We start from the raw sequence: 26,693 nt of genomic DNA, 5'->3' as shown, positions 1-26,693 counted from the left end.
AAGCCCGTTCAGGCGGCATCGTGAAAGATCAGGCCAATGTTGACCCGGTTGCCCGTTCGAACGTCACTGACACCGTGCCGCATGGTTACCCGATAATGACCCCGCGCGCCTTTTGCGGGTCGATACCGGGTTGTGAAGAGTACTAACTGGCCTTGTTCGGGTTGCAGCACCGTTGCTTTGGACTGCCTGCGGGGCCGCTGTTCGAGCATGACAAACTCACCACCCGTATAGTCAAGGCCGGGTTGGGTCAGACATAGCACGGCCTGAAATGGAAAGTGCAGATCGCCGTACAAGTCCTGATGCAGGGCGTTCCAGTCGCCGGGGCCGTAACGCAGAATCAGTGGTGTTGGACGAGTTTGTCCGGCGGCGTGGCAGGTAGTTAGCCACGTACCCAGATCGGCAGGGTATTGCTGGCCAATACTCAGTTGATCATTCCAGGCATTGGCCACTGGTGCCAGTTGGGCGTAGACAACGTGCCGAAGTTGCTCTACTACAGGCGGCAAAGGGTAGTTGAAGTATTTGTATTCGCCACTACCATACCCATGACGCTGCATAACGATCGTTTTACGATAGAGGCCAGGTACGTTGTAGAGGTCGGCCAGTTCCCGACAGGCATTGGGCGACAGGATAGACGGAAGCAGCGCGAAGCCGGTTTCTGCCAGCGTAGCCTGATAGGTAGGCCAGTCGATGTTCGTGAGTTGATGAGTTCCAGACATGTTGAATACGCTAAAGATCAGCCATTGACGCGGGCCGCTTCCCAACCAAGTATTGCCTGCTTGCGACCCGCCCCCCAGCGGTAGCCGCCAAAAAGACCAGTCTTTTTGATGACCCGGTGACAAGGAATCAGGTAACCGATTGGGTTGCTTCCGATGGCCGTTCCAACGGCACGCGACGCCGTGGGCTGGCCAATAGCCTCCGCAATCTGGTCATAACTCACCAACCGGCCTTCCGGAATTTTAAGCAGCGCCTCCCACACCTTTAATTGAAACGCCGACCCGCGCAGGAATACCGACAGCCGTTGCTGTGGCCGTGTAGTTGGATCACCGACGGGAAATACCTGATCAGCAATGTGCCTGATCGCCGCCGAATCATGCACCAGCCGGGCTTCGGGCCAGGTGGCGGCAACGAGCATTTCAGACTGAATTAGGGCGTCAGGTACGTTGCCGGCGACAAACTGGAGCAGGGCGATTTTTTCATTGATAACGCCCAGTACGTAGGTCCCAAACGGACTTTCGAATGTACCATAGGTCAATACCAACCCGAGCCCGGCCTGTTTGAATTGCCCTGGTGTAATGCCTTCGATTGTCACAAAAAGGTCATGCAATCGGCCTGTTCCCGACAGGCCCGCATCCTGCGCAGCAACAGCAAGTGGAGCACCGTTCCGCAGTTGCGCTTTGGCGTGTTCGAGCGTGAGGTACTGACTAAATTTTTTGGGGCTCACGCCCGCCCATTCCGTGAAAAGGCGTTGAAAGTGGAACTCGCTCAGATTAACCGTTTCGGCCAACTGGCTTAATGGGGGCTGCTCCTGATAGTTGGCTGTCAGGTACGTTATAGCGCGGGCAACCTGCTCATATGTGTACTCCCTATTCGTATTCATCGTAGCTGGCGTTGGTTATTTACGGAGACAAAAATCACCACAATACCAGCCGAACCCAACCCGATTCTTGCGGAGTTTTTGGGTGGTCATTATGCTTCGCTGTCATTAGATGGTCATTGCTTGTTGTCTGACTAATGACTACAAATGACCATCTAATGACAGCGAAGCCTTATTTCCGCTGACCGAAATCAAGCATATAGTAGCCGATAAGCTGATCGGCGCGGGCGGCGGGCGGGCGAGTATAGACGAAGACTTCGTACACGTTTTCCGTCTGCGAGAAATCACCTTCAATCAGCGTTTCGTTGCCATCGACCCGGATACCCGAGCGGGTAACAGGCGGTGCAATTCCTGTTATCGCATAGTTGTAGTTGTATACGCCCTGCTTCAGCCAGATTCGGCCCCGGTAACCACCCAGAGCGGAATCATAACTCAGCCGGTTACGATCATCCAGCGACCAGAAATTAAACGCCCCATTGGCATAAACCGATGCATTCGGCAGCTCGTCGACAAGCAGGGTAAACACCGTCTCGATATAATCGGCCCCGGTGGCGCCGTCGCCGGTTTCGCGATGATCGATTACGAACAAGCCGTTGAAATCATCGAACTGCGTGTAGGCAAACCCGCTGCGTGGCCGGTCGGTTTGCACGTAGGCCGTGGTCCGGTCTGCTTTACGATCAACGCGCTCGACGTAATTGCCCCGCGACAGCACGGTTCGGGTGTCGAAAAACCGGTATTCGTTGCCGCCTGGAAACGTATTCCGCAAGTCGATGGCGTTGTATTCCAGCACCTGATCAAAGGAGCGCACGTTAGACGGACGCAGGTCGGTTACCGTCCGGTCGTCGCGGAAATTTTGCCGGATCACGACTTTAAAATCGTCCTGCGGCGAATTTACCTGACTCTGATAAGCCCGGTAGCCAATCGTCAGATCGACCTGCTGATCATTGAATTGCCGACTAACGTCCGTCGAAAAGCGCACGCCAGCGTTGATACTCAGCAAGTTTGCATAAACCCGAAACCGACGCGTAAACAGAATCTGATTCCGATTCTGTTCGTTATAGACTACCAGTACGTAGTTGCCCGGCAGTTTCAGGCGCGGAACACTGTACTTATAATGGTAGTACGGCACTTTTGTACCAACTGAGACCTGGTAGTCGGTAATGGGTACGTCATTATACTCATAGGTGTACTCGATATCGTTGAGCACCGAACGTACCCAGTTGGCATTACAGTGAATGATCTTCGACCGAAAATTCCGGTAATTGGCCGTCAGGTCGTCGAACTCCAGTTGCAGTGGTGACTGCGCCTGATCATCGAGTTTCACCAACGGTATATTCAGTGTCTGCGCCGAACTACCCTGCGTGCTTCCCACCTGCGGATACAACAGTACCGTCGCAATTTTGGGGTCAATAATTGTGTCGGTGGTTTGAGCAAGAGTCAATGAACAATGACCGATTATCAATGAACAACAGGTCAGGCAGATCAAAATCCACGTGGCCCTGAACTGGCCAGGCAACAGAGACGTGACCCGCTGTTTATTGATAATTGGTAATTGATAACTGATCATTGTTTCAGTTTTTCTTCCAGTTCCTCGACGTCCATCATAGCGGTTTCCCACTGCTGCTGGAGCGTGTTGAGGTCTTTGGTCAGGCGTTGATAATCGGCCTGTCGGGTTTGTAACGCCCCGTTGGTGCCGTATGTTGCCGGGTCGGCCAGTTCGGCTTCGAGTTTCTTCTTCTGTCCTTCCAGCAAACCTATTTTCGCTTCAGCTTCTTCAGCCTGCTGGTTGGCCTTTTTCAGAGCATTTTGCAGTTCCTTCCGCTGGGTATCGTTGGGCTTCGCGCTTGGAGCCTGGGGCTTTGGGGTTGGCGCGGCGGGTGCCTGGGGAGCATCCAGTTCGCCAGTTGCCTTCCGCTCAGCCATCCACCATTCGTATTCGTCATACGTACCTGGATACTGCTTGATCTGCTCATCTTCGATGTACCAGATTTTGTTGGCAATCTGCGACACGAAGAACCGGTCATGGGATACCACCACATACGTACCTTCATACTGATCAAGCGCCTGAATCAGGATATTCACCGACTGCATGTCCAGGTGGTTGGTCGGTTCATCGAGCAGCAGAAAGTTCGCCTGCGACAGCAGCACCTTCGCCAGCGCCACCCGTGATTTTTCACCGCCCGACAGCACCTTGATCTTCTTGAACACCTCGTCGCCTGAGAACAGGAAGCAGCCCAGTACGCCGCGCAGCTCACCTTCGCTTTTGTACGGGTTAGCCGATTTCAGCTCTTCCAGCATATTATCGTCTACGTTCAATGACTCCAGTTGGTGCTGGGCGTAGAAACTGAACGACACATTATGCCCCAGTTGCCGCCGCCCCTCATTGACCGGTTCAGAACCGGAGATGATCCGCAGCAGGGTGGATTTACCCCGTCCGTTGGCCCCGATGAGCGCTACTTTGTCGCCCCGTTCGAGGCGAATGTCGGCGTGGGTCAGAATTTTCTTGGGACCATACGCCTTCGAGATGTCATCCAGATGCAGGATGTGCCGCCCTGGCTGGGTGGTGAATTGAAACTTAAAATTTACCCGGGCCGACTCGTCAATGACAGCGTCAACCGTTTCCATCCGGGCCAGTTGCTTCACCCGACTTTGGGCTTGCTTGGCCTTCGACGCCGTAGCTTTAAATCGCTCGATGAACCGCTCGGTCTGACGGATTTTAGCCTGCTGGTTTTCGTAGGTGCCTTTCTGGATTTCGTTGCGCTGGGCTTTTTCTTCCAGGTAAAACGAGTAATTACCGGGATAATAATTCAGTTTCCCGTTCGACACTTCCACTGTCACGTCGATGACGTTATCCAGGAATTCCCGGTCGTGCGATACCACAATTACAGCACCTTCGTAGTTCTGAATATACTTTTCCACCCACTGGATCGACGGTAAGTCCAGGTGGTTGGTTGGTTCATCGAGCATCAGCAGCGATGGCTTTTGCAATAGGAGCTTTGCCAGCATCACGCGCATTCGCCAGCCGCCCGAGAACGTGCGGAGGGGCCGTTGCAGTTCTTCGGTGCTGAAACCCAGGCCCTCCATAATCTCTTCAGCCCGCGCCTGAACCGAGTACCCGTCGAGGGCTTCGAATTCTTCCTGCGCTTTCCCAAGCTTATCCACCAGGTCATCGGTATAGTTAGTCTCCATTTCGTGGAGTAACTCGTCAATTTTTTTCTGGAGCGCATTTTGCCGATCAAAAGCCTGCATGGCCACTGCCAGAATAGAATCGTCGGTTTGGTAAGAGAGCAGATCCTGGTTCAGGAAACCGATTGTCACGTCGCCCGCCTTGGATATGATACCGCCATCAGGCTGGTACTCACCATCGATAATGCGGAGCAGTGTAGACTTACCCGTGCCGTTCAGGCCGATAAGACCGATTTTCTGAGCAGGCTTTATATGCAGCGATGCGTTATCATAAAGCGCACGGCTGCCGAGGAAATACGATAGGTTCGTAATGGAAATCATACCGCAAATTTACCAAATTCACGGCACGATACTTGCGTTCGATTTTACGAAAAAGCTATATTTGCACCCGCAATTGCAATTATCAGTCGTCAATTAACGATTATCTAATTGCCTGGGCTATCCGAAGCAGGCGTTAATTGATTGTTGATAACTGTTCATTGAGTTGCCTCCTTAGCTCAGTTGGTAGAGCAACGCATTCGTAATGCGTAGGTCGTAGGTTCGAGTCCCATAGGAGGCTCCAGAATAGTATAAAGGCTAATCCAGATTAGAGTTAAACCAACTCAAAATCAACGGATTAGCCTTTTCAGATTGTATATCGGCATCGGCATTTCAGCCGGTCCTGTTATTCTCTTCTACAGTATTGCACGCAACGGGTCAGGACCAGGGCCTACCAAACGGTTATTCTTTCCGCCTCGGGTTTGTACATTTTGTCGCCTGGTTGCACATTGAAGGCTTTGTAGAAAGGCGTAAAATTCATCAATGGTCCGTTCACACGCCATTTAGCCGGAGAGTGCGGATTGGTGTTCACATACATGCCCATATACGCATCTCTGGTTTTTACCCGCCAGATTCTGGCTATCGAAATAAAGAACCGTTGATCAGGGGTAAAGCCGTCCAGTTTCGTGGTGTCCTGGCCTTGCTTAGTCAGTTTAAAGGCGTCGTAGGCAATGGCAACACCGGCAATATCGGCGGTGTTTTCGCCCACAGTCAAGGCTCCCTTTACGTGCACACCATTCAGAACGGTAAACATATTGTACTGATCAATGACCTGCTGGGTTCGCGCTTTGAATTTAGCGTAATCGGTTTTGGTCCACCAGTTTGTCACGTTGCCGACTTTATCATACTGGGCTCCCTGATCGTCGAACGAGTGCGTGATTTCGTGGCCAATCACCATGCCGATGCCGCCATAATTAAGCGCATCATCGGCGTTCACATCGAAATAAGGCGACTGTAGGATGCCAGCCGGAAAAACGATTTCATTGAGCGGAGGATTATTATAGGCCGTTACCGTAGGCGGGGTCGTATGCCATTCGGTTCTGTCGACAGGCTGTCCCACTTTAGCCAGACGGTAGAGGTACTCATTTTTAATGGCCGCCAGCCGATTCTCGAAGTAAGCATCTCTTTTCACATCTACATTCGAGTAATCCCGCCATTTATCCGGGTAACCAATTTTCTGATTGAAGGCATATAATTTTTCTTTCGCTTTTGTCTTCGTCGAATCGCTCATCCAATCCAATTTATTGATGCGCGCTTCAAAGGCTTTTTTAAGGTTATCGACCAGGGCGGCTATCTTTTTCTTTGCCTCTTCCGGGAAATATTTTTTCACATATATCTGGGCCAACGCATCACCCAGTGAACCATCAATAACCTGCGTCATTTCTTCGGCCCGCGTTTTTTTAACGGCTTGTCCGGTCAAAACTTTGGCATACGCAAAAGAGGCTTCCGTAAATGGCTGACTCAAATAACCAGAATAATTAGTGAGTGCATGTGCTTTTAAATAAACTTTCCACTCCTCAATGGGCACCGAGGTTAGCAGGGCATTTAGCTTGTCATAATAAGCAGGCTGACCGACGTTAACCGAATCGACTTTTACACCCAACGTAGCCAACAACGCAGGCCAGTTCAGGGTAGGCTGTTTTTCTGCCAGAGCAGTGACCGCCAGTTTATTGTAATTCGCCTTTACATCTCTACGTTCGATATTTGTTCGGTGGGCAGCAGCTAATTGTTTCTCGATTTCATAAGCGATCGCCGCATTTTTCCCAGCAGTAGATGGCTCATTACCAACAAGTTCGAACAGTCGGGCAAGGTAATTTTTATACGCCGATTGAATCGCGGTGGTCGACGAATCAGTTTTAAAATAATAATCTCTCTCCGGCAAACCAAGGCCGGTTTGATAAAATTGAGCAATATTGATCGAGCTCTGTTTATTATCGGGACCAACCGTAAAACCAATGATCGACCCGTTGCCCACTTTCTGTTCGTTGGCCGCCAACGCCAGCAATGAAGTAGCGTCGGTCACAGCATCAATGCGGGCGAGCAGGAGTTTTATGGGTTCGTAACCCCGTTTATTAATGGCAGACGTATCCATTCCCGAGGCATAAAAATCGCCTACTTTCCGTTCAATACTTCCTACCGGATTAGTAACAGCCGAGATGCTGTCCAGAATTGCCTGCAACCGGATTCGCTGCGGATAATTCAGAAAAGAATAGGAGCCTACTCCTGTTTGACTGGCCGCAATCTGGGCGGTGTCGTACCAGATGCCATTCGCGTATCTAAAAAAATCATCGCCCGGTTTTTGAGCGGCATTTACACCCGTTATCACCACCCGTTTCATGTTTGTAACAGGGGCACGCCTACAGGCGCCTACCAGTAGTAGGGCTAAAGAAAAATAGACTATTTTTTTCATGGTTTACAGCGAATGTATTGACAGCAGTTACTATATACGAACAATTTATCAGAGAGCCCGGCATTGGGGGGTAACCCAACGTACCTAGCTCGTCCATAGCTCCCCCATACTTTCTACAGCGATTGGCTTGCTACTCAGTGGCAATGTTACCAAATTTTCAGGTTCAAGGGCTATTACGGGCAGATGACCGGCAACTGTCTATCCTGTTTATGTATTAATGTTAATATGACCTTATAATAATTATATAACTTAATTGATAATTCAAATAATACTAAGTCTATATATTTAGTTCCACTCTAAAGCTGCTCCTATTTGTCAGTCTGGTTTTCAAAAGGAGGGCTGTGAACCCAGGTATAAAATACACCTAAACCGCATGGACAATGAGTACTCAACTACGTGTAACAAGACAAATATGGCTTTGGCTGCTGGTTAGCCTACTGGCGCATAACAGCAATGCCGACACAGTCCGTCATCGCTTCGACGGGAAACGGAATAACGTAACGGTTAACTCCAGGCAAGCTTTTACTAGCCGCCGCAACCGACTTACAGACCCAAAAATCGACCTGCCTGATCGAGGCAACCGACGTACCTGGCTAGCTGCCCGCGTTGCGCCGGTGATCACGGTTATGCCTTCGTCGCTGACCTTTCTTAATTCAACTCAACTGCCCGGCAGCCTGTCAAAGACATACACAGTTTCGGCCACCGGCTTAACTACGTCGGATTTCCGCGTCACCGTTCCATCCCCTTTTGTGGTGAGTGCCCCCAACGGCGGCACGTACCCCGGCGGTATAACGCTACCCGTCAACAGCGACGGTACGCTGAACCAGACAACCATCACCGTGGCCCTGCTTTCGTCTTCGCCAGGTACGTTCGCGGGAACGATTTCCAACATCAGCGGCTCCACTACGGCGACAGTGGCCGTTAGTGGCACTACCGTAAGCCCCTCGCTGAGCGTTAGTCCACCAGTGCTGAACAACTTTTCGACCACCACCGGAACCGCATCGGCCGTTCAGACCTACACCATAACGGCGCTGAGCCAGACGGGAGGAGTGGTCACGGCCCCGGCAGGGGTAGAAATCCGTACGGGCAGTGGTGCCTTCGGTTCTTCCTTAACCATTCCGGGCAGTTTATCAACCGCCACTATTTCCGTAGACGTACGGTTGACGGGGACCACAGCAACACAAGTTTCTGGATCGATTACCCACCGGTTAAACAACAGTTCAAACCAGTCGGTAGCCAACGTGGCCGTCAGCGGTACCGTGTCTGACCCCGCCGTGCCAACGATCTCCGTTACGCCTTCGTCGTTGACGGTGGCCGATTACAGCGAATATCCGGGCAGTTTCCCGGCTTCATTCACCGTCTCTGCCAGCGGGTTAACCGCCGATCTGGAGATCGTAGCGCCACCCTACTACCTGCTTAGCGCCAATGGCCGGTATGGTCCTGCGCTGCTTATTCCGGCTTCGGGTGGCGCGGTCCCTCCTACTTCTGTTTCTATCGCCCTGATCGCTTCATCGCCGGGTGTCTATGCGGGTACTCTCGTCAGTCGGAGTGGGGCAACAACGGCTACTATTCCCCTGAGCGGCACCGCTCTTGCCCAGTCCGTGACGGTTAGCCCCACAGCATTGAGCAACTTCACCACAACGTTTGGCACGCCGTCTGCCAGCCAGTCCTACACGGTTACAACGCGGGGCGGCTTACCGGTTTATGTCGGCGCACCGGCCGGATTTGAGATTCGGTCCGGTAACAGTCCATTCAGTTCGTCGCTGGTTATTGGCACGAGCCCCTCCTTTGTCAACACGCCAGTCGATGTGCGTCTGATCGGCGACAGAACGGGGCCGGTGTCGGGTACGATTACTCAGAACACGTATTTCCATTCAAGTCATCTTATCTACCCTGTTGCGGTGAGCGGCTTTGTTGCCGGCAGTAATACCGGGCTAACGGTGCTGCACCGCGACGTAGACAACTACGCAGACAACAACGCCATTCAGCCCCTGCTCGTGCTGCAAAATCAGGGCGCGGGTACGTTGCCGCTCGCTAACCTGACCCTGCGTTACTACCTGACTGTGGAAGGAGCCGCCGCCCTGAGTAACCTGTCGGTCAACTACGCGCAGGTGGGCAACCAGAACGTGCGGCTGCGCTACGTACCCCTACAGCCCACGCAACCGGGCGCGTCGGGGTATGTAGAATACAGTTTCACCCCCGCCGCAGGCAGTCTGGCCCCAGGCGCCAGCTCGGGACCTATTCAGAGCTACGTTGCCAGGAGCGACTACGCAGGACTGAACGAGCGGGATGATTATTCATACGCTACGGTGCGCGATCAGTTGGTGGGTAATCTGCGCATCACGGCTTACTACAATGGGGTGCTCATCGCGGGCGTCGAACCCGGCGTCAGCACACCGGTGCGGGCGCTCAGGGCGTTGACCGAAAGCAAGAACGGCCCCTCGGCCACCCAGATCAACACGTACCTGACTGTGCGCAACGAGGGTAACGTACCTGTCAATTACAGTGACCTGAAAGCGCGTTACTACTTCACCGCCGATGGGCCGGAACGCCTACAGCTAGCGGTAGACGAGGGCAACGTGCAGGTCCAATTGGTAAAGATTGATCCGCCTTTGGCCAACGCCGACACGTACCTGGAACTGAGCTTTCTGCAAGGCGGACAACTGGCTGCCGGAGCCAGCACGGGCCAAATCCGTTACCGCATCTCGAAACCCGACGGGGGCCGCTTCAACCAGCGAAACGACTACTCGTATCAGGAACAACCCACCGAGTTGAGTTCCAACAACCGCGTGTTGGTTTACGCAGGTACTGATCGGCTGTGGGGCCAGGAACCGGGCGCTTCAGCGCGTATGGTGGCCACGGAGCCGGGCAGTCAGCTAGAGGTGGTGGTGCTGGGTAACCCGGTGCGGGGCGGCGTGGTGTCGGTGCAGATCAAGAGCGCAGGTTCAGAGCCTTTGCAGGTGCAGGTGGCCAATGCGCAGGGCCGGATCATTAACCAGCGGCATGTAGCCAACCCGCAACCTACCGAGCAGCATCAACTCGTGCTGGGCGAACAGGGGTCCGGCCTGTTCCTGTTGCAGGTGAGAACCCCCACGCAAAGCCGCACCATCCGCGTTTTAACGGCTGACTAACCTGACGATATAAACTCAGCGACGTTCACGGTTATCTTTGTCTGACCAAAGAAACGATCGTTATGATGAAAAAAGCACTGCTGCTGGTTCTCTTGCTCACTGTTTTGGGAGTACACCGCCACTGGGCGCAAACCACACAACGTCCTGCCGGAACGAAAACCACCTACACCAATCCTTTACCGGTTCAGTTTGGCGATCCTTATGTGTTATATACTCAGGGCACTTATTACCTCTACGGCACAGGTGGAGGAGCAACCAGAGGCTTTGCGGCTTACTCGTCGAAAGATATGGTGAACTGGAGGCCGGAAGGACAGGTCTACTTCTATGACAACAAAAATGGCTGGAGTGACCCCAATGCGGCCTGGGGTGGGGCCTACTGGGCACCGGAAGTATATGAAGTGAAGGGCAAATACTACCTCTTCTACAGTGCCCAGTGGCGGGTGAATCCTACCAATGAAACAGAAAATTTCAGGATTGGGGTGGCCGTGGCCGATAAACCGACTGGCCCGTTCGTCGATCTGGCCAGCAAACCCATCTTCGACCCTGGCTATCCGATCATTGACGCCAACCTGTTTATGGATACCAACGGAAAAGCCTATCTGTATTTTTCACGATGCTGCTACAAGCATCCGGTAGAGAGCGAAGTGGCCGATTTAGCCCGTCAGAAAGGGTGGTTCAGCCAGATCGAAGAAAGCTGGGTGTACGGGGTTGAACTCAAACCCGATTTCTCGGGCGTTGTCGGCGAACCCGTTTTAGTGCTGCGGCCTCCGGTTAGCCTGAGCGATAAGCAGGCCGACTGGGAGAGCCGATCGGTAACAGCCCGCGAAGTCAACCGGCGCTGGACAGAGGGGTCGGTGACGTTCAAAAAAGACAACACGTATTACATCATGTATTCGGCCAATCATTTTGGTGGCCAGTATTATGCCATCGGCTATGCCACCGCCAGGTCTCCTTTGGGGCCTTATATCAAAGCGGTAAATAACCCGGTTCTGCAACGCAACACCGATCGGGGCGGCTCGGTAACCGGCACGGGGCACAACAGCATCGCGTACTCGCCCGATGGCAAAGAGATGTTTTGCGTCTATCATGGCCGGACGGCTAAAACGGGCGATGAACGGGTTGTCTTTATTGATCGCATGCAGGTGACCAATGGAAAAATTACGGTCTCTGGCCCTACCACTACCCCCCAGAAAATTCCGTCAGGTACGTCTGCGTTGCGCTGAATTGCGGAGCAGTCAATAGCGCACACAAAAAAGCCCCGACTCAGCGAGTCGGGGCTTTTGCTATACTATCTATTTTAACTTAACAAAACCTACCCAATACACAAACTGATAACTACTCAACCTCAGGCATATATACGGTGAAAGTTAGCTTTCTGGATTGAATTCTGTAGGCGTAAAGTCGACTTTTTACTTATAGGACCGTATAGCATCCAGAGCGGTTGACCTGAATGCGTTGACCGTCCGACCAGCCACTTATACAGTAACGAGTTCGGGGGTTTTCACGGCCTTACCCTGCATTCGTTTAAACACCGTCAGCAATAGCAGCAGCAACGTAATGGGCACCAGCGAGGCGTAAAAAGCCGTTTGACCACCGTAGGTTTCAAAAATCCGCCCGGTGATGAGCGAGCCGGTTGTGCCGCCGAGGGCCGAAAACACCACGATCAGGCCCGCCATTGGCCCGTGTTGCCGAAGCGGCAAACTGCTTAGAATGGCCGAGTTGATGGCTGGGTAAATAGGTGCGATGAACAGCCCGATCAGCGGAAAAATAAACGCCGCCAGTGGTGCATTGGCCCAGCCATAGCCCGCCCCCGCCGCCAGCGCGACTGTGTTCTGCGACGCTTTTTCGGCCAGCGGCAGTGCCACCAGCACCAGGCTACCGGCAATGATCAGACAGGCCATCAACAAGCCGTACCACGGAATCCGTTTCAGGGCAAAGCCCGCTCCCAGTCGCCCCAGTGCAGTACTGGCAGCCAGAATACTGGCCATCTGAATACTTAGCGAGGTAGGCAACTTCAGGTACTGACTATTGAACGTAGGCAGCCAGCTCATAATACCCTGTTCCATAAGCACATAGGTGAAGGCCGTGAGAATAAACACCAGCACGACGGGCGTTACGGCAAGGCGCAGCATACCGGCCAGGTTGCCAACCTGTAGGGTCTTGTCGGCCGTTTGAACGGCCGATTCGTTCAGCGGGGTAGTCAGCAACAGCAGGAACGCCGCCCCGGCAATGGCCGCCAGCACATAGTAGACTCGCAGCCAGGCGGTTGACTGGAGATTCTGATCGTCGACAAACGCGCTGAACAGGAAATAGCCGGATAACACCCCGACCATAAACATAGCCTCCAGGAAATTCATGAAGCTGGCGTGGTCGTCGGCATTTTTGGTAATGAGGCCAATCGTGGCGAAAACCGATACTTTTATTAGTGCGAAACTGGCACCAGTAGCCGCAAAAAGCAGTTTTGTTGTCCAGAAGGCGGGGAGTTGCGGCATCAGCAGGCAGGCCACCGTTACGGTGCCCAGCGCAATGAGCATCGCCCGTTTGTAGCCGATCCGGGTGGCATAAGAAGCCACCAGAAACGATACAACGGCAATGCTCAGGTCTTTGAATGCTTCCAGCGCACTGGCCCCGACTGCCGACACACCATAGTTATTTTGTACCTGTAGAATTACGGTGCCCACGCTGTTGAGCAGGATGGCAAAAACGATGTAATTCAGAAAGAGCGAGATTTTTAGACGCATGTTAACGAAAGGAATAGCGATTGAATAAGTACAATTACATGAGTGGTGCCGAAAGTATGCATTTCTTTGCACCCTTTATCAGAAGCCTTATGCCTTTGCGGTCAAATAGCCGTTATTCATCGTCTCATTATGTTATCTCCTGACCTCCTTTTCGGTGACCTTTTCCGCGATGTTCAGTTAAGCGGCCTCTTCGCCGACTCAAAAACATTTGTCGACTGCACGCCAAATCAAGACCCCGGCGTTATTCTGGCGGCTTACGCGGCTGAACGTACCCAGCCCAAATTCGATCTGGGTACGTTTGTCGATGTTCATTTCAACCGCCCGCTAGCCGTTGCCTCCGGGTACGTTAGCGATACCTCCGTCAGTACATCTACGCACATCAACACCCTCTGGAAACACCTGACGCGGGCCGCCGACGCCGCCGTTCCCAACAGCTCGCGGGTGGCGCTCCCACATGCGTATGTGGTGCCGGGCGGGCGGTTCCGCGAAATCTTTTACTGGGATAGCTACTTCACGATGCTGGGCCTCCGCAAATCGGGCAAGACTGACCTGATTCGTAGTATGCTCGACAACTTCGCCTACCTGATCGACACGGTCGGGTTTATTCCCAACGGCAATCGTACTTATTTTCTAAGCCGGTCGCAACCGCCGTTTTTTGCGTTGATGGTCAATATACTGGCCGATATCGACGGGCCGGCTGTATTGGCAACGTACCTGCCGCAATTGCAGAAAGAGTATGATTTCTGGATGGAAGGAGCCGATACGCTGACGGCGGAACAACCAGCCCAAAAACGCGTGGTGCGCCTGCCAGATGGCCAGCTCATGAACCGCTACTGGGACGATCTGGCCACGCCCCGTCCCGAAGCTTACCGGCAGGAACTGGCGTTGACCCCCGCCGCCGAGCAGCACGGCATCGAGCCCACAGTCATGTATAAACACATTCGGGCGGCCTGCGAGTCGGGCTGGGATTTTAGCAGCCGCTGGTTTGCCGATGCCCATACGCTGGCCACCATACATGCCACCGATATTGTTCCGGTCGATTTGAACTGCCTGCTGTATACGCTTGAAAAAACGTTGCAGGCAGCATATGCCCAGGCAAAGGATCAGGCCAGATCGGATGAATTTGCCCGCCTGGCCGAACAACGAAAAATAACGATGCTGGCTACGTTCTGGAACGAAGAGACCGGATTTTTTCATGATTATGATTTCCACGCCACTGCGTACACGCCAGCCCTAACACTGGCCGGGGCGTTTCCGTTGTTTATGACCATCGCCACGCCCGAACAGGCCACACGCGTGCATGATTGCCTGAAAGCGGAGTTCCTTCAGGCAGGGGGCTGGGTCACTACGCTGCAACAGACGGGTCAGCAGTGGGATTGGCCCAATGGATGGGCTCCCTTGCAATGGATCGTTTATAAGGGGCTGATGCAGTACGGCTACACAGCCACAGCCTGCCAGGGCCGCGACCAGTGGCTGAACCATAACGACAAAGTGTTTAAGGCAACGGGAAAAATGATGGAGAAATACAACGTAGTCGATGCCGCGTTGACAACCGGCGGCGGCGAATACCCCAATCAGGACGGCTTCGGCTGGACAAACGGGGTCTATCTGGCGATGATGGCGGATGTTTAAGGGGTATGGAATGGTCTAAAGTAGCCCTGCTGATCTGCAAAGCGACTTTGGACGTTAAATGTTGAACATTGAACAGTAGACCTTAGCTATTAATTTTCAAACGTAGCTCCCTCAAAAATGCTCAACTGGCTAACAGAAAGGCTCGAAACTGACATTGTTGAGCGCAAACAGCTTGGTCTGTTCCGGTCGTTGACAGTGGCTGAATCGGCGATTGATTTTACGTCGAACGATTACCTGGGCATTGGTCGCTCAGGTACGTTGCATGATCAACTGGCGCAGGCAAGTACCTCGCTAACGCGCAACGGGGCCACCGGCTCGCGCTTACTGGCCGGGCATACGTACCTGGCCGATGCGGTCGAAGCCGATCTGGCCAATTTTTATAGCGCCGAAACGGCATTGCTCTTCAACGCAGGCTACATGGCTAACCTGGGGCTGTTGTCCTGCCTCCCCCAACGCGGCGATACGCTGATAACCGACGAGCTGATTCACGCCAGCCTGATTGATGGGGCAAGGCTCTCGAAGGCCAACCGCTTGCGGTTTGCGCATAATAACCTGACCGATCTGGAAGCGAAACTCCATGAGGCATGCGCGCAGGGTGGGCAGGTGTTCGTTGTCATTGAGTCGCTCTACTCGATGGATGGCGATGAGGCCCCGCTTCCGCAGATCGCGGCCCTTTGCCGTTTCTTCGATGCCGCCCTGATCGTCGACGAAGCGCACGCGTCGGGCGTATATGGCCCCAATGGCGCGGGTCTGGTGGTGGCGCATGGGCTACAGGAGCAGGTGCTGGCCCGTGTCCATACGTTCGGGAAAGCGCTGGGTGTACATGGTGCCGCCGTGCTGGGATCGGCCCTGCTGCGAACGTACCTGATCAACACGGCCCGCTCGTTCATTTACGCCACTGCCTTGCCCCCGCATGACCTGCTGGCTATTCAACTGGCGCATGCACTGGTATCGGCCGAACCCGAACGCGCCCGTATACTGCACGAGCGGGTAGCTTATTTCCGCGAAAAAAGCCGTCGGGTAGCCCCTGAGGCGGTTTGGCTCGCCAGTTCATCACCCATTCAGGGACTGGTGGTGGCGGGCAATGCGGCGGTGAGACGGGTAGCAGCGGCGGCACAGGCGGCGGGTTTCGATGTGCGGCCGATTGTTAGTCCAACGGTAGCGGTTGGGCAGGAACGCATCCGTATCTGCCTGCATACGTACAATACCGAAGCCGAAATCGACGGGCTGTTACTGGCACTAACAAGAGCCCTGCACGAAACGGTGGTGGTAAGTGATTCGGTTATACGCTAGCATACTGCTGCATTGCTCACGTTAGTGCCTCGACTCCCGTTGTCGCTCGCCACGGGCAAGCAACAATAAATTCCTTTATTCCTGACTAGTCGCTCTTTTACTCATTCACTCAAGTTTCTATGCATCTAATTGTCGCCGGCATTGGCACCGAAGTTGGTAAAACGGTTGCCTCGGCTGTGGTGGTCGAGGCCCTGCAAGCTGATTACTGGAAACCCATTCAGTCAGGCTATCCACCCGACTCTGACACGAACACCGTTCGCAGCCTGATCAGCAACCCGCGTTCGCAGTTTCACGCCGAAACGTACCTGCTGCGTGAACCGCTTTCTCCCCACGCCGCCGCCGCCGCTGAAGGCATCACCATTGATCCGGCCCGGCTGGTTGCTCCCCAGACAACCAATTCACTGGTGGTTGAACTGGCCGGTGGGCTGATGGTGCCGATAACGGATACGTACCTGAACATTGATTTTGTGGCGCAACTAGGCTGGCCGGTCATCCTGGTAACGCGGAATTACCTTGGCAGCATCAACCACACGCTATTGTCGGTCGAGGCTTTGCGCCGACGCAATATTCCAATTCAGGGTCTGATTATCAACGGTCCCAGCGTACCGGCTACTGAATCGGTGCTGCTCAGTTATACGGGTTTGCCCTGCCTGGTCCGTATTCAGGATGAGCCGTTGCTAACGCCGACGGTGGTGAAACGCTACGCACAATTTTTAAACCTATAAGGTCTGGGCGACCCCGTCTCAAAAGACACTATAGGTTTGGGGAGAAAATAAATTTTACAAAAGCAGGTACTTTGTATTGCATAGTACAGTCTTAAACCCCTATCTTTGTTGTGTCGGGAATGGTACGTTCCAATTAGCCCGATGACAACCATGAAAACAGGTATCACGCTTCTGGTTTTACTGGCTATTTCGCAGGTGAGTTATGGTATTGGTCATCCTCACAATCTATTCGCGGCCCGGAAAGCAATGCTGGAATGGCAGGCCGGTCATCAGCGAACCAAATCATCGGCGGTACAGCGGGAATCACCGCTAGCGAAGCGCTATTCGTACACTTTCTCGCCCCGGTTTAGCCAGATGCCCCACGTACGCGAATAGGCATGTACGCGACGGGTCGGCTTGCCGGTGCTGTCGACAACCGGATTTCCCTGATTTACCCACTCGAATAAGCTCCCGTACAGGTTTCGCACGTTGGTGAACCCGGCGGCTTTGAGCTTCTCCCCTACTTTTTCGCTCCGGTATCCGACCGAGCAATACACCACGACTGGTGCGGCCTTGGGTACGTCGGCCACGCGGCTCAATTCAAAATCATCGTAGCCAACCCATCGCGCTTTGGGCAGGTGGCTAACGGCGTATTCCCGCTTCTCGCGCGCATCGAACAGCACGGCATCAGGCATCTGCTTCAACTCATTGCAGGTTACCACCGGCACCGATTCTTTAATCAGTGCATCGACCATTATACCAAATGGCTTGCTGATTGTGCGTTGCGCTACGGCAGGAATACTGGTGATGAACAGCGCCGACAAGAGTGCGTATTTCATGGAATTCGTTTTCACGAATGTACGCCAGGAACCCCATTTCTGGATGGAAATTGCCCCCCGCAGACTGCTTTGACGTGGCTGGCGCAGGGGGTAAAGACCGGGCGTAGTATAAGAATTTCGACTTAATTTCTAGTGAGACTATGGTTTAAACGGTCATTTGGCTAATTTTAGGGTTCCCAACCTTTTCATGAACCAGTTACCACCGCTCACTTGTACGACGTTTTCTAACCTATGTTTGAGTTCATGCGGAAGCGTTTTGTTCTGCTAACGATTGCCATCGTACTGTTGCTGGCCGCGTTTGAATCAGGTTCTGGACGACCCCGGCGGGTTTCCCGGTCGCACCGTGCTGCTTCGAAAAAACACACGAAGAAGAAGGCGGCGAAGGTAGCAAAAGTGGTAAAAGTAGCGGCTCCGGCAAAGCCTGTAGTCTACTCCACGGCCCGGCTTGAGTCTGAACAACTCGCCGGTTATCAGGGCGTAGACGTGCTGCCAACGGCTGGCAACGCTGAAAGTTGGGTCGACAGCGTATTCCAGACGATGACGCCCGACGAGAAGATCGGGCAGTTTTTTATGGTGGCGGCGTTTTCCAACCACAGCGAAAACCACCGCGTTTACATCGAACACCTTGTTCAGACCTACCACATTGGCGGCGTCATTTTCTTTCAGGGCGGACCACATCGCCAGGCCGTTCTGACCAACAAATACCAGAGCCTGTCTAAAATCCCGTTGCTGGTTGGCATCGACGGCGAATGGGGCCTGGGTATGCGCCTCGACAGCACGATGGAGTTTCCCCGGCAAATGACGCTGGGCGCCATTCAGGATAACGAACTGATTTACCGGATGGGCGTCGAAATTGGTCGGCAATGCAGTCGGCTGGGAATTCACATCAACTTTGCGCCCGTTTCCGACATCAACAGCAATCCGCAGAATCCGGTTATCGGAATCCGGTCGTTTGGCGAAGGCAAAGAAAACGTGGCCAGTAAAGCATCGGCCTACATGAAGGGCCTGCAACAGCAACACGTCATTGCCACGGCCAAACATTTTCCCGGTCATGGCGACTCCAACGTCGACTCGCACCACTCGATGCCGGTCATCAGCCGGTCGTCAGAGCAGATGCACAACATCGACCTGTACCCGTTTCGTAAGCTCATTGCCGATAGCCTGATGGGCGTGGTGACGGGACATCTACACGTACCTGTGATGGATAATCAGTCGCCCGCCGTGGCCGCTACGTTGTCTGAAAAAATTGTTACCGATCTGCTAAAGAAAGAGTTAGGCTTTCGCGGGCTGGTCTTCACCGACGCGCTGAACATGGGTGGCGTAAGCCGGTCTAATAAGGCGGAAGTGGTGAACCTGAAAGCCCTGATTGCCGGAAACGACATCCTGCTCTATCCCGAAAACATTCGTGAAGCCACCCGCGTCATCAAGGAGGCGATCGTGTCAGGTACGTTGCCGCAGGCCTTTATCGACGAAAAGGTAAAAAAGATTTTACGGGCCAAATATTGGGCCGGGCTCAGTCAGTACAAGCCCATTGCGCTGCCCAACCTGATCAGCGATCTGAACTCGGTCGAAGCCAAAGACCTGAAGCGCGAACTTTGCGAGAACGCGGTTACGGTGGTGAGTGACGACAACAAGCTACTGCCTCTGAGTTCGCTGGATACCAACCGAATTGCGTCAATTGCCATTGGCACTACGGCGGGCAACGTGTTTCAGAAGTCGCTGGCAGGGCTGGCCCCAATCAAACAGGTAGCTTCATTTGACCGCCCGCAGACCGATGAGGACGTAACGAATCTCATGGCCAGTATCGGCGATGCCAATCTGGTTGTGGTCAGTTTCCATAACATGAGCCAGTCGTCGTTCCGGCGATACAGCATCAACCTGCCATCGATTACGCTGATCCAGCGCCTGAAACAGCAGGGCAAAAAAGTAATTGCCGTAGCTTTCGGATCGGCCTACAGCCTGAACCTGCTCACCGATGCCGACGCGCTCATTTGCGGCTACCAGGAGTTTAGCGAAACCCAGGAGGCAACGGCCAAAGCGCTTTTTGGCCTTTCACCGTCCAACGGCACCCTGCCTGTCTCGACCGGTGATTTCAGGGCGGGCCAGAACGTCAGCGTCGATCCATCGGGTCGGCTGGTGCCGGCTTTGCCCGAGAGCGTTGGCATGAAAGCATCTGAACTGGCCAAGATCGACAAAATGGTTGAACTGGCGGTTCACGACCGGGTAATACCGGGTTGCCAGGTGTTGGTGGCGCGGAAGGGTAAGATCGTTTACGACAAAAATTTCGGGGCGCTCACCTACAGCAGTACCGGCGAAAAGGTAAGCGATAACACGCTCTACGATCTGGCCTCACTCACCAAAGTGCTGGGTACGTTGCAGGCTGTGATGGTACTGTATGACCGGAAAGAGATTGACCTGGGCCAGAAAGCATCCTTCTATCTGCCCGAGCTGCGCGGTACCAACAAGCAGAACATGACCTTGCAGGACCTGCTCTGGCATCAGGCGGGCCTCATTTCCTTCTACCCCACCCTTTGGGACCGCACCCGCACCCCGTCGGGCAGCCTCAATCCGGCTTACTACAGCAACAAAAATGATTCATTGCATACGTTGCAGATCGCGCCGACGCTGTGGGCAAAACCCGCGTTGAAAGACTCTGTCTGGAAATGGGTCATTCAGTCGCCGCTTTCGCGCAAAGTCGATGCCGACGGTAAACCCTCGTTCGTCTACAGCGACCTGAGTTTCCTGATGTTGCAAAAGGTAGTGGAACGCGTCGGCAAGCAGCCGCTCGACCGGTTTCTGGAGCGGGAGGTGTACCAGCCGCTGGGCATCAAATCGTTGACCTTTACACCTTTACAGAAATTAACCAACCCACATTGCGCTCCCACCGAACAGGATACCTACTACCGGAATCAGTTGCTGGTAGGCACCGTTCACGACCAGATGGCGGCGGTGCAGGGTGGTGTTTCCGGTCATGCGGGTCTGTTTGGCAATGCCCACGACATTGCCAAACTGCTGCAAATGAACCTGCAACGCGGCGTCTACGGCGGTCAGCGCATTCTGCAACCCATGACAGTGCCGTTTTTCACGCAGACGATCAGTACGCGCAGCATCCGGTCGCTGGGTTGGGATAAGCCCAATCCGGAAAGCACCACCAGCAGTTACCTCTCCACGCAGGCCCCCGCCCAGTCGTTTGGCCATACGGGTTTTACGGGTAACATGGTTTGGGTAGACCCCGAGCAGGAACTGGTTTTCGTGTTCCTCTCGAATCGCCTTTTCCCCACCGGCGGCAATAACGCCATCAACACCACCCGCCTGCGCCGCCGCATTCAGGATGTGATCTATGGTTCGCTGAAACAGTAAAGTCCGTAAATTTGGGGATGCTGAAGAAAGAGCGTTTCCGCCGGTTTATCGACTATTTTACCACCCATTTTCCCGAGCCGGAAACAGAGCTTCAGTTCGGCAATTCCTACGAATTGCTGGTGGCCGTGATCCTGTCGGCGCAATGTACCGACAAACGGATCAACCAGATTACGCCCGCGCTATTTGCCCGTTTCCCGGAAGCCGAATCGCTGGCTGCCGCCTCTGTCGAGGAAGTATTTACCTACATCAGGTCGGTATCGTACCCCAACAACAAGGCCAAGCACCTGGTGGGCATGGCGCGAATGCTGATGAGTGATTTCGGCGGCGACGTACCTGGCACCGTCGAAGAGCTACAACGGTTACCGGGCGTGGGCCGGAAAACAGCGCACGTCATTCTCTCCATCGTGTTCAACCAGCCCACGATGGCCGTCGACACCCACGTGTTTCGGGTATCGCACCGGATTGGCCTGGCTCCGTTGACGGCCACCACACCACTCGCTGTTGAGAAGGCGCTGATGGCCCATATCCCGAAGCAATACGTACCCAAGGCCCATCACTGGCTCATTCTACACGGCCGCTATATCTGCATAGCACGTTCTCCCAAATGCGGCGAATGCGCCCTCCGCGACGCCTGCAAGTATTATGAGAAAGTAACAGCACCGGCTGCGTTGAGCCGCAAAACGACTTAAGCGTGTGTTGGCGTTGTTGATTCGTTAGTGCCGACGTGGGTACGTTGCTGAGGCGTGTTCGCGCCCCGGCTCAGGGAACCGCGAAAGCAATTTGCTTACACCATCATCACTGCGAAAGCTCCATTATCGCCTGTTTATACTTACCTACGAGAAGGTAAAAGAACCGATTACACAAATTTAAACATCTGTTTAAATTCTCTTGTTTTGCAACCGTAACTACTTAAGTTTGCAAAGTGAACAGCGTTATGGCCGAAGAGACAGTAGACACCGAGACAAAAATTAAAGAAGCGGCCAGGAAAGTGTTCGTGGAGTATGGATACGAAGGCGCTAAAGTGCGGCAGATTGCCGAGGAAGCAGGCGTGAACATTGCGTTGCTGAACTATTACTTCCGAAGCAAAGAGCAGTTGTTTGACAGTATCTACGCCGAAGCATTCCATTCGTTTTTCGGTACTATGATGAAACTGGTTAATGAAGAGACACCGCTGGAAGTTAAAATCTGGCAGATTACGGATAAGTACCTTGATTTTCTGATAGATAACCCCATGATGCCTAGCTTTATCATGGCACAGCAGGGCAAAAAAGGAACTGATTTTTTTACTAAACTAGGCGTAAAAAGCATGATTGGCTCATCTAGGCTGGCAAAGCAACTGGTCGAAGAAGCGGAAAAAGGGAACATTCGCCCGATAAAACCAACACAGTTTATCATTCTGATGATGGGTAATCTTGTGTTTCCTTTTATAGCCCGGTCCATCGTTTCGTTTATCGGAGACCTGGACGAAACAGGATTTCGTGAATTCATCAACGAACGCCGAACGCTGATCCCCGACATGTTGATGACCTTCCTGCGAAAGCGCTGATTTTTTTTATCCGCGAATTAAACGTCTATTTAAAACGCCTTTTTGAACGCTATTTCAACGCCAGCCAACGTACCTCCTTAACCGGTATATGCCAAATGAATAAACCACAAAAATCAGCCTGTTGCCTGTTGGTACTACTGCTGGCTGGCTGCGGAAAAGAGGCCGAACAGTCAGACGCATATGGCAATTTTGAGGCCGTAGAAACGATTGTATCAGCGGAGGCGACCGGCGCTTTGCAACGCTTTTCGGTAGAAGAAGGACAAACCCTACAGGTCGGCCAGGCTGTTGGGCAGATCGACACCCAGCAGCTTGCCCTTCGTAAGGCGCAGCTTCGGGCCAGTGAGCGGGCGCTAACGCAGAAAGTGCCCAACATACCAGCGCAGTTATCGGCCTTTGCCGAACAGATTGCCGTGCAGGAACAACAACTGGCTACGCTGCGGCGCGAGAAGCAACGTACCCAGAACCTGGTTGCGGATGGGGCCGCCACGACTAAACAGCTCGACGATATCAACGCGCAAATTGCCCTGGTTGACCGCCAGATTGCCCTGACCCGGCAGCAGCGCACAGCGCAGGCGTCGGCCTTGAGTACGCAACGGGGTGGTATTGTGGCCGAAACGGCACCGCTTGCCGAGCAGGTCAAACAGATCGACGATCAGATCAGGAAGTCGGCGGTGGTGAATCCGCTGGCGGGTACGGTAACGGTGAAATTTGCCGAGCCGGGCGAGGTGGTCAGCTACGGAAAGCCGCTCTACAAAATTGCCGATATGACTACGATCACGCTCCGCGCCTATGTGGCGGGCGACCAACTGACGAGCGTGAAAGTGGGGCAGCGCGTGAAGGTGCTGGTCGATTCCCCCAACGAGCAGTACAAAACGTATGAGGGCACGGTCAACTTTATTTCCGGGAAAGCGGAGTTTACGCCCAAGGTGATTCAGACGAAAGAGGAGCGCGTTAACCTGGTCTATGCCATGAAAGTGATGGTCAACAATGACGGCAGCCTGAAAATTGGTATGCCAGGCGAAGTTCGGTTTTAAGCACCATGAGCACCATCACCGTTGATTCGATCTCACATAGCTTCGGGAACACCAAAGCGCTGACCGACGTATCGTTTTCGGTCCGTTCGGGCGAGCTATTTGGGCTGATTGGCCCCGATGGTGCGGGTAAAACCACGCTGTTCAAAATTCTGGTCACCCTGCTCCTGCCCAATTCGGGCCACGCGACGGTTATCGACCTCGACGTAGTGCGTGACTTCCAGGCGTTGCGCCATCGGATTGGCTACATGGCGGGCCGGTTTTCGCTTTATCCCGATCTGACGGTGGAAGAAAACCTGACGTTCTTCGCTACCGTTTTTGGCACCGACGTGCAGACCAACTACGAACTGGTCAAGGATATTTACGATCAACTGGCGCCGTTCAAAGACCGCCGGGCGGGCAAATTATCGGGGGGAATGAAACAGAAACTGGCCCTCTGCTGCGCGTTGATCCACAAACCCGACGTGCTCTTTCTGGATGAGCCTACCACGGGCGTCGATGCGGTGTCGCGGCGCGAATTTTGGGAGATGCTCCGACAACTTCGCAACCGGGGACTAACGGTGCTGGTTTCTACGCCCTACATGGACGAAGCCGACCGCTGTGACCGGGTCGCCTTCATTCAGGCAGGACGCATTCTGGCCGTCGATACGCCAACGGGTATTACCACCCGGTTTAAAAAGCCCCTGTTTGCCATCCGCGGGCAGGCCACCTATCGCCTGATTCAGGACTTACGGCAAGCCGATTTTACAGACGCCTGTTACGCCTTCGGTGATTCGCTTCATCTGACCGCAAAGCCAGGCACCGAGGCGGCATCTGTAGCAACGTATCTGCACCAGCAAGGCCACGACAACGCTGATGTTCAACCGATTACCGCTGGCATTGAAGATACATTCATGGAATTGATGAAGCATGGATGACGCTCAGGTACGTTGATATACGGATACCCTGATACCTGTTAACTGCTCACTGATAACTGACCCATGAACGCTGTAGTAACAAAAAACCTGACCAAACGCTTCGGCGATTTTGTGGCCACGAATGCCATCACCTTTGAGGTGGCGCAAGGCGAGATATTCGGCTTTCTGGGTGCCAACGGAGCCGGGAAAACTACGGCTATTCGGATGCTGTGCGGCCTGCTGAAACCCACATCAGGTGAGGCGACTGTGGCGGGGTTCGATGTGTATCGGGAAACCGAAAAGATCAAGCAGCAGATTGGCTACATGAGTCAGCGGTTCTCGTTGTATGAAGACCTGACCGTCCGCGAGAATATCCGGCTGTTTGGCGGCATCTATGGCCTGAGCCTCGCCAGCATCCGCCAGAAAACAACGCAGGTATTGCAGACGCTGGAACTGACAAGCGTGGCCGACACACTGGTGGTAGCGTTGCCATTGGGCTGGAAACAGAAGCTGGCGTTTTCAGTAGCCTTACTCCACGAGCCTAAAATCGTATTTCTCGACGAGCCAACGGGCGGGGTAGACCCGATTACGCGCCGGCAATTCTGGGATATGATCTACGAAGCCGCCGACCGGGGAACCACCATCTTCGTCACCACGCACTACATGGATGAGGCCGAATACTGTAACCGCGTTTCGATTATGGTCGATGGGAAAATAGAGGCGCTGGACACGCCCGCTACCCTCAAAAAACAGTACGCTGTCGACTCAATGGACGGCGTTTTCCAAATCCTGGCCCGAGGAACCTCAACAAAATAAGATTGCTGTTTGCTGTTGCGCTGCCAGTGACCAACCACGCCAGTGTTGAGCAAGCAACAGTAAACGGAAAACGCCCTTCTATGGATCGCTTCTTCGCTTTCGTCAAAAAAGAATTCCTGCATATCCTGCGCGATCAGCGGACGTTGCTGATCCTGTTTGGGTTGCCTTTTGTGCAGGTGCTGCTGTTCGGTTTCGCGCTGACCAACGAGATCAAAAACGCGACTATCGCCGTGCTGGATAACGACCACGGCGCTTATTCGCAGCAGATTACGAACCGGCTCCTATCGTCGGGTTATTTTCAGTTGCGCGAAAACCTACGTTCCTACCACGACATTGAACCGGCTTTCCGGTCAGGCACGGTCAAGATGGTTGTGGTGTTCCCGGCCCGCTTTACCGACGATTACGCCCACGGTCGGCAGGGGCAGGTCCAGTTACTGGCCGACGCGTCGGAGCAGAATACGGCCATTAGCCTGACCAACTACGCCACGGCCATCATCCAAGGGTACGCGGGCGAGCAGATAGGGCAGTCGGGTACGTTGCCTATGACGGTCAATGTGGCATCGCGGATGGTATTTAACCCTGATTTGAAAGGGGCGTTTGTATTTGTGCCGGGCGTGATGGCAATGGTGTTGCTGCTGGTATCGGCCATGATGACGTCTGTGACCATTGCACGCGAAAAAGAAACCGGCACAATGGATGTGCTGCTGGTGTCGCCACTGAATCAGGGGCAGATTCTGTTTGGCAAAGTGCTGCCCTATCTGCTACTTTCTTTCCTCAACGGCTGCCTCATCATCGCCCTTGGCGTGTGGCTGTTGGGCATTCCACTGAATGGCAGTCTGCCTTTATTGTTGGCCGAAACATTGCTGTTCATCCTGCTTTCGCTCTCGCTTGGCCTCTTGATTTCGTCATTAGCTGATTCGCAACTGGTGGCTATGTTCGTGTCGCTGGTTGTACTGCTGATGCCGACGATTTTTTTATCCGGCTTTATCTTTCCCATTGAAAGTATGCCGCGACCGCTTCAGCTTGTCTCAAACATCATTCCCGCCAAATACTTCATCAACATCGTAAAAGGCGTGATGATCAAGGGCATTGGCTTACGCTACCTCTGGAAAGAAACGGCGGTTCTGGCGCTAATGACGATCGTACTACTTGGCTTCACATTGAAGAATCTAAAACCAAGGCTGGGGTGAAAAACA

General features: G+C 53.6%; 20 protein-coding genes and 1 tRNA gene. 14 read left to right on the top strand and 7 right to left on the bottom strand.

Annotated elements, in window-relative coordinates; genetic code table 11:
- Positions 1-8: 8 nt before the first annotated feature.
- The 4 genes from ACFE8Q_RS03835 to ACFE8Q_RS03820 all read right to left on the bottom strand — a co-directional run bounded on the left by ACFE8Q_RS03835 (position 9) and on the right by ACFE8Q_RS03820 (position 5,101).
- On the bottom strand, positions 9-716 hold the full coding sequence (locus ACFE8Q_RS03835; RefSeq protein WP_375444031.1) for a 2OG-Fe(II) oxygenase: 708 nt from the start codon (positions 714-716) through the stop codon (positions 9-11).
- A gap of 17 nt (positions 717-733) precedes the next feature.
- Positions 734-1,597 carry a methylated-DNA--[protein]-cysteine S-methyltransferase gene (locus tag ACFE8Q_RS03830; RefSeq protein WP_375444030.1) on the bottom strand — a complete coding sequence of 288 codons (864 nt, stop codon included), beginning with the start codon at positions 1,595-1,597 and terminating at the stop codon, positions 734-736.
- Between the two features lie 169 nt (positions 1,598-1,766).
- Positions 1,767-3,035 (bottom strand): DUF5103 domain-containing protein, encoded by a 1,269-nt coding sequence (locus tag ACFE8Q_RS03825; RefSeq protein ID WP_375444029.1) that lies wholly within the window; start codon positions 3,033-3,035, stop codon positions 1,767-1,769.
- A 122-nt stretch (positions 3,036-3,157) separates the two neighbouring features.
- Positions 3,158-5,101, bottom strand: a complete 1,944-nt coding sequence (locus ACFE8Q_RS03820; RefSeq protein WP_375444028.1) for an ABC-F family ATP-binding cassette domain-containing protein — start codon at positions 5,099-5,101, stop codon at positions 3,158-3,160.
- Positions 5,102-5,266: 165 nt separating this feature from the next.
- Between ACFE8Q_RS03820 and ACFE8Q_RS03815 the strand changes: the two genes are divergently transcribed.
- Positions 5,267-5,342 (top strand) — tRNA-Thr (locus ACFE8Q_RS03815).
- A gap of 147 nt (positions 5,343-5,489) precedes the next feature.
- On the opposite strand, the gene ACFE8Q_RS03810 is transcribed toward ACFE8Q_RS03815, so the two are convergent.
- Positions 5,490-7,508 carry a M13 family metallopeptidase gene (locus ACFE8Q_RS03810; RefSeq protein ID WP_375444027.1) on the bottom strand — a complete coding sequence of 673 codons (2,019 nt, stop codon included), beginning with the start codon at positions 7,506-7,508 and terminating at the stop codon, positions 5,490-5,492.
- 380 nt (positions 7,509-7,888) lie between these two features.
- Here ACFE8Q_RS03810 and ACFE8Q_RS03805 point away from each other — a divergent pair, with 380 nt between their 5' ends.
- Both ACFE8Q_RS03805 and ACFE8Q_RS03800 read left to right on the top strand, forming a co-directional pair.
- The gene (locus ACFE8Q_RS03805) at positions 7,889-10,639 is read left to right on the top strand and encodes a cellulose binding domain-containing protein (protein ID WP_375444026.1); all 2,751 of its coding nucleotides are present in this window, start codon (positions 7,889-7,891) and stop codon (positions 10,637-10,639) included.
- 65 nt (positions 10,640-10,704) lie between these two features.
- Entirely contained in the window at positions 10,705-11,862 is a 1,158-nt protein-coding gene (locus ACFE8Q_RS03800) for a glycoside hydrolase family 43 protein (protein WP_375444354.1), read from the top strand.
- A gap of 252 nt (positions 11,863-12,114) precedes the next feature.
- Here ACFE8Q_RS03800 and ACFE8Q_RS03795 read toward each other — a convergent pair whose 3' ends face one another.
- On the bottom strand, positions 12,115-13,380 hold the full coding sequence (locus ACFE8Q_RS03795) for a sugar MFS transporter (RefSeq protein WP_375444025.1): 1,266 nt from the start codon (positions 13,378-13,380) through the stop codon (positions 12,115-12,117).
- Positions 13,381-13,509: 129 nt separating this feature from the next.
- On the opposite strand from ACFE8Q_RS03795, the gene treA reads away from it, so the two are divergent.
- The 4 genes from treA to ACFE8Q_RS03775 all read left to right on the top strand — a co-directional run bounded on the left by treA (position 13,510) and on the right by ACFE8Q_RS03775 (position 17,405).
- The gene (gene treA / locus ACFE8Q_RS03790; RefSeq protein ID WP_375444024.1) at positions 13,510-15,012 is read left to right on the top strand and encodes an alpha,alpha-trehalase TreA; all 1,503 of its coding nucleotides are present in this window, start codon (positions 13,510-13,512) and stop codon (positions 15,010-15,012) included.
- A 117-nt stretch (positions 15,013-15,129) separates the two neighbouring features.
- Complete coding sequence (locus ACFE8Q_RS03785) at positions 15,130-16,305, top strand: aminotransferase class I/II-fold pyridoxal phosphate-dependent enzyme (RefSeq protein WP_375444023.1); 1,176 nt, start codon at positions 15,130-15,132, stop codon at positions 16,303-16,305.
- A gap of 119 nt (positions 16,306-16,424) precedes the next feature.
- Positions 16,425-17,030, top strand: a complete 606-nt coding sequence (bioD, locus tag ACFE8Q_RS03780; protein ID WP_375444022.1) for a dethiobiotin synthase — start codon at positions 16,425-16,427, stop codon at positions 17,028-17,030.
- Between the two features lie 150 nt (positions 17,031-17,180).
- Positions 17,181-17,405: a hypothetical protein gene (locus ACFE8Q_RS03775; protein WP_375444021.1), complete on the top strand. Its 225-nt coding sequence runs from the start codon at positions 17,181-17,183 to the stop codon at positions 17,403-17,405.
- Here ACFE8Q_RS03775 and ACFE8Q_RS03770 read toward each other — a convergent pair.
- Positions 17,351-17,848 (bottom strand): rhodanese-like domain-containing protein, encoded by a 498-nt coding sequence (locus ACFE8Q_RS03770; RefSeq protein WP_375444020.1) that lies wholly within the window; start codon positions 17,846-17,848, stop codon positions 17,351-17,353. The genes ACFE8Q_RS03775 and ACFE8Q_RS03770 overlap by 55 nt on opposite strands.
- Before the next feature lie 231 nt (positions 17,849-18,079).
- On the opposite strand from ACFE8Q_RS03770, the gene ACFE8Q_RS03765 reads away from it, so the two are divergent.
- The 7 genes from ACFE8Q_RS03765 to ACFE8Q_RS03735 all read left to right on the top strand — a co-directional run bounded on the left by ACFE8Q_RS03765 (position 18,080) and on the right by ACFE8Q_RS03735 (position 26,687).
- The gene (locus ACFE8Q_RS03765; RefSeq protein ID WP_375444019.1) at positions 18,080-21,208 is read left to right on the top strand and encodes a glycoside hydrolase family 3 N-terminal domain-containing protein; all 3,129 of its coding nucleotides are present in this window, start codon (positions 18,080-18,082) and stop codon (positions 21,206-21,208) included.
- A gap of 17 nt (positions 21,209-21,225) precedes the next feature.
- Positions 21,226-21,897, top strand: a complete 672-nt coding sequence (gene nth, locus ACFE8Q_RS03760; protein WP_375444018.1) for an endonuclease III — start codon at positions 21,226-21,228, stop codon at positions 21,895-21,897.
- A 245-nt stretch (positions 21,898-22,142) separates the two neighbouring features.
- Positions 22,143-22,754: a TetR/AcrR family transcriptional regulator gene (locus ACFE8Q_RS03755; protein WP_375444017.1), complete on the top strand. Its 612-nt coding sequence runs from the start codon at positions 22,143-22,145 to the stop codon at positions 22,752-22,754.
- Positions 22,755-22,849: 95 nt separating this feature from the next.
- Positions 22,850-23,788: an HlyD family secretion protein gene (locus tag ACFE8Q_RS03750; RefSeq protein ID WP_375444016.1), complete on the top strand. Its 939-nt coding sequence runs from the start codon at positions 22,850-22,852 to the stop codon at positions 23,786-23,788.
- A 5-nt stretch (positions 23,789-23,793) separates the two neighbouring features.
- Entirely contained in the window at positions 23,794-24,702 is a 909-nt protein-coding gene (locus ACFE8Q_RS03745; RefSeq protein WP_375444015.1) for an ABC transporter ATP-binding protein, read from the top strand.
- 63 nt (positions 24,703-24,765) lie between these two features.
- Positions 24,766-25,497 (top strand): ABC transporter ATP-binding protein, encoded by a 732-nt coding sequence (locus ACFE8Q_RS03740; RefSeq protein WP_375444014.1) that lies wholly within the window; start codon positions 24,766-24,768, stop codon positions 25,495-25,497.
- Between the two features lie 80 nt (positions 25,498-25,577).
- The gene (locus tag ACFE8Q_RS03735) at positions 25,578-26,687 is read left to right on the top strand and encodes an ABC transporter permease (RefSeq protein ID WP_375444013.1); all 1,110 of its coding nucleotides are present in this window, start codon (positions 25,578-25,580) and stop codon (positions 26,685-26,687) included.
- Positions 26,688-26,693 lie beyond the last annotated feature (6 nt).

This window comes from uncultured Fibrella sp. (genome assembly GCF_964250085.1).
Lineage (GTDB): Bacteria > Bacteroidota > Bacteroidia > Cytophagales > Spirosomataceae > Fibrella.
Note: the sequence above shows the minus strand (reverse complement) of the source record. Positions and strands in the feature narration are given on the sequence as shown.

Bases quoted from the DNA above. Each gene is read 5' to 3' on its own strand.
- ACFE8Q_RS03785 (WP_375444023.1), top strand. From the start codon at position 15,130: ATGCTCAACTGGCTAACAGAAAGGCTCGAAACTGACATTGTTGAGCGC.
- ACFE8Q_RS03745 (WP_375444015.1), top strand. From the start codon at position 23,794: ATGAGCACCATCACCGTTGATTCGATCTCACATAGCTTCGGGAACACC.
- ACFE8Q_RS03805 (WP_375444026.1), top strand. From the start codon at position 7,889: ATGAGTACTCAACTACGTGTAACAAGACAAATATGGCTTTGGCTGCTG.
- ACFE8Q_RS03770 (WP_375444020.1), bottom strand. From the start codon at position 17,848: ATGAAATACGCACTCTTGTCGGCGCTGTTCATCACCAGTATTCCTGCC.
- ACFE8Q_RS03810 (WP_375444027.1), bottom strand. From the start codon at position 7,508: ATGAAAAAAATAGTCTATTTTTCTTTAGCCCTACTACTGGTAGGCGCC.
- ACFE8Q_RS03735 (WP_375444013.1), top strand. From the start codon at position 25,578: ATGGATCGCTTCTTCGCTTTCGTCAAAAAAGAATTCCTGCATATCCTG.
- ACFE8Q_RS03765 (WP_375444019.1), top strand. From the start codon at position 18,080: ATGTTTGAGTTCATGCGGAAGCGTTTTGTTCTGCTAACGATTGCCATC.
- ACFE8Q_RS03740 (WP_375444014.1), top strand. From the start codon at position 24,766: ATGAACGCTGTAGTAACAAAAAACCTGACCAAACGCTTCGGCGATTTT.
- ACFE8Q_RS03800 (WP_375444354.1), top strand. From the start codon at position 10,705: ATGAAAAAAGCACTGCTGCTGGTTCTCTTGCTCACTGTTTTGGGAGTA.
- ACFE8Q_RS03750 (WP_375444016.1), top strand. From the start codon at position 22,850: ATGAATAAACCACAAAAATCAGCCTGTTGCCTGTTGGTACTACTGCTG.
- treA (WP_375444024.1), top strand. From the start codon at position 13,510: ATGTTATCTCCTGACCTCCTTTTCGGTGACCTTTTCCGCGATGTTCAG.
- ACFE8Q_RS03835 (WP_375444031.1), bottom strand. From the start codon at position 716: ATGTCTGGAACTCATCAACTCACGAACATCGACTGGCCTACCTATCAG.
- ACFE8Q_RS03755 (WP_375444017.1), top strand. From the start codon at position 22,143: ATGGCCGAAGAGACAGTAGACACCGAGACAAAAATTAAAGAAGCGGCC.
- nth (WP_375444018.1), top strand. From the start codon at position 21,226: ATGCTGAAGAAAGAGCGTTTCCGCCGGTTTATCGACTATTTTACCACC.
- ACFE8Q_RS03820 (WP_375444028.1), bottom strand. From the start codon at position 5,101: ATGATTTCCATTACGAACCTATCGTATTTCCTCGGCAGCCGTGCGCTT.
- ACFE8Q_RS03795 (WP_375444025.1), bottom strand. From the start codon at position 13,380: ATGCGTCTAAAAATCTCGCTCTTTCTGAATTACATCGTTTTTGCCATC.
- bioD (WP_375444022.1), top strand. From the start codon at position 16,425: ATGCATCTAATTGTCGCCGGCATTGGCACCGAAGTTGGTAAAACGGTT.
- ACFE8Q_RS03830 (WP_375444030.1), bottom strand. From the start codon at position 1,597: ATGAATACGAATAGGGAGTACACATATGAGCAGGTTGCCCGCGCTATA.
- ACFE8Q_RS03775 (WP_375444021.1), top strand. From the start codon at position 17,181: ATGAAAACAGGTATCACGCTTCTGGTTTTACTGGCTATTTCGCAGGTG.